Below are 578 nucleotides of genomic sequence, written 5' to 3'. Positions count from 1 at the left end.
GGCGGATTCAAGCGGCAAGTGCAACAGTATAAAAACCAGCCATAACTTCACTCGGTGTATACCAACCTAGTGTTTTTCTAGGACGATGGTTGAGTGCAAATTCTATCTGCTCTATTTGTTCGTTTGACACGTCATCAAACGATGATGATTTTGGCAGATATTGACGGATTAAACCATTCGTATTTTCATTTCTAGCTCGCTGAATAGACTTGTAAGGATCAGCAAAATACGTCTCTATGCCAGCATCAGTAATTCTTTTGTGTTCGGAAAATTCTTTGCCATTATCAAATGTCACACTATAAGCATGGCTCATTTGTAAACGATCTAATGCACAAGTAATCGTTTGAGAGGATGCTCTCGTTGGCCCTAAATGAACAATATGTACATACAGGCTCTTTCGATCAACGAGAGTCAATAAAGCACCTTTATGATGTTTACCAATCACCGTGTCACCTTCGAAATCTCCTAAACGTTGTCGTTGATCAATGACCTGGTCTCGGCAGTGAATACTTGTTTTATCAATGATTTGACCCCTACGATCCGTGTTTTTGTAACCGCGTTTTCGATATTTCTTCTGA

1 pseudogene is annotated in these 578 nt (G+C 39.8%); it reads right to left on the bottom strand.

The annotated features are described in order from the left end of the window. Positions 1-7 precede the first annotated feature (7 nt). Positions 8-578: pseudogene (locus HYG89_RS15945) on the bottom strand (IS30-like element IS18 family transposase); the annotation flags it as partial.

This window comes from Acinetobacter sp. SwsAc5 (genome assembly GCF_013391485.1).
GTDB classification, from domain to species: Bacteria; Pseudomonadota; Gammaproteobacteria; order Pseudomonadales; family Moraxellaceae; genus Acinetobacter; species Acinetobacter towneri.
The sequence above is the reverse complement of the archived record's forward strand: the minus strand, read 5'-3'. Positions and strand labels throughout refer to the sequence as shown.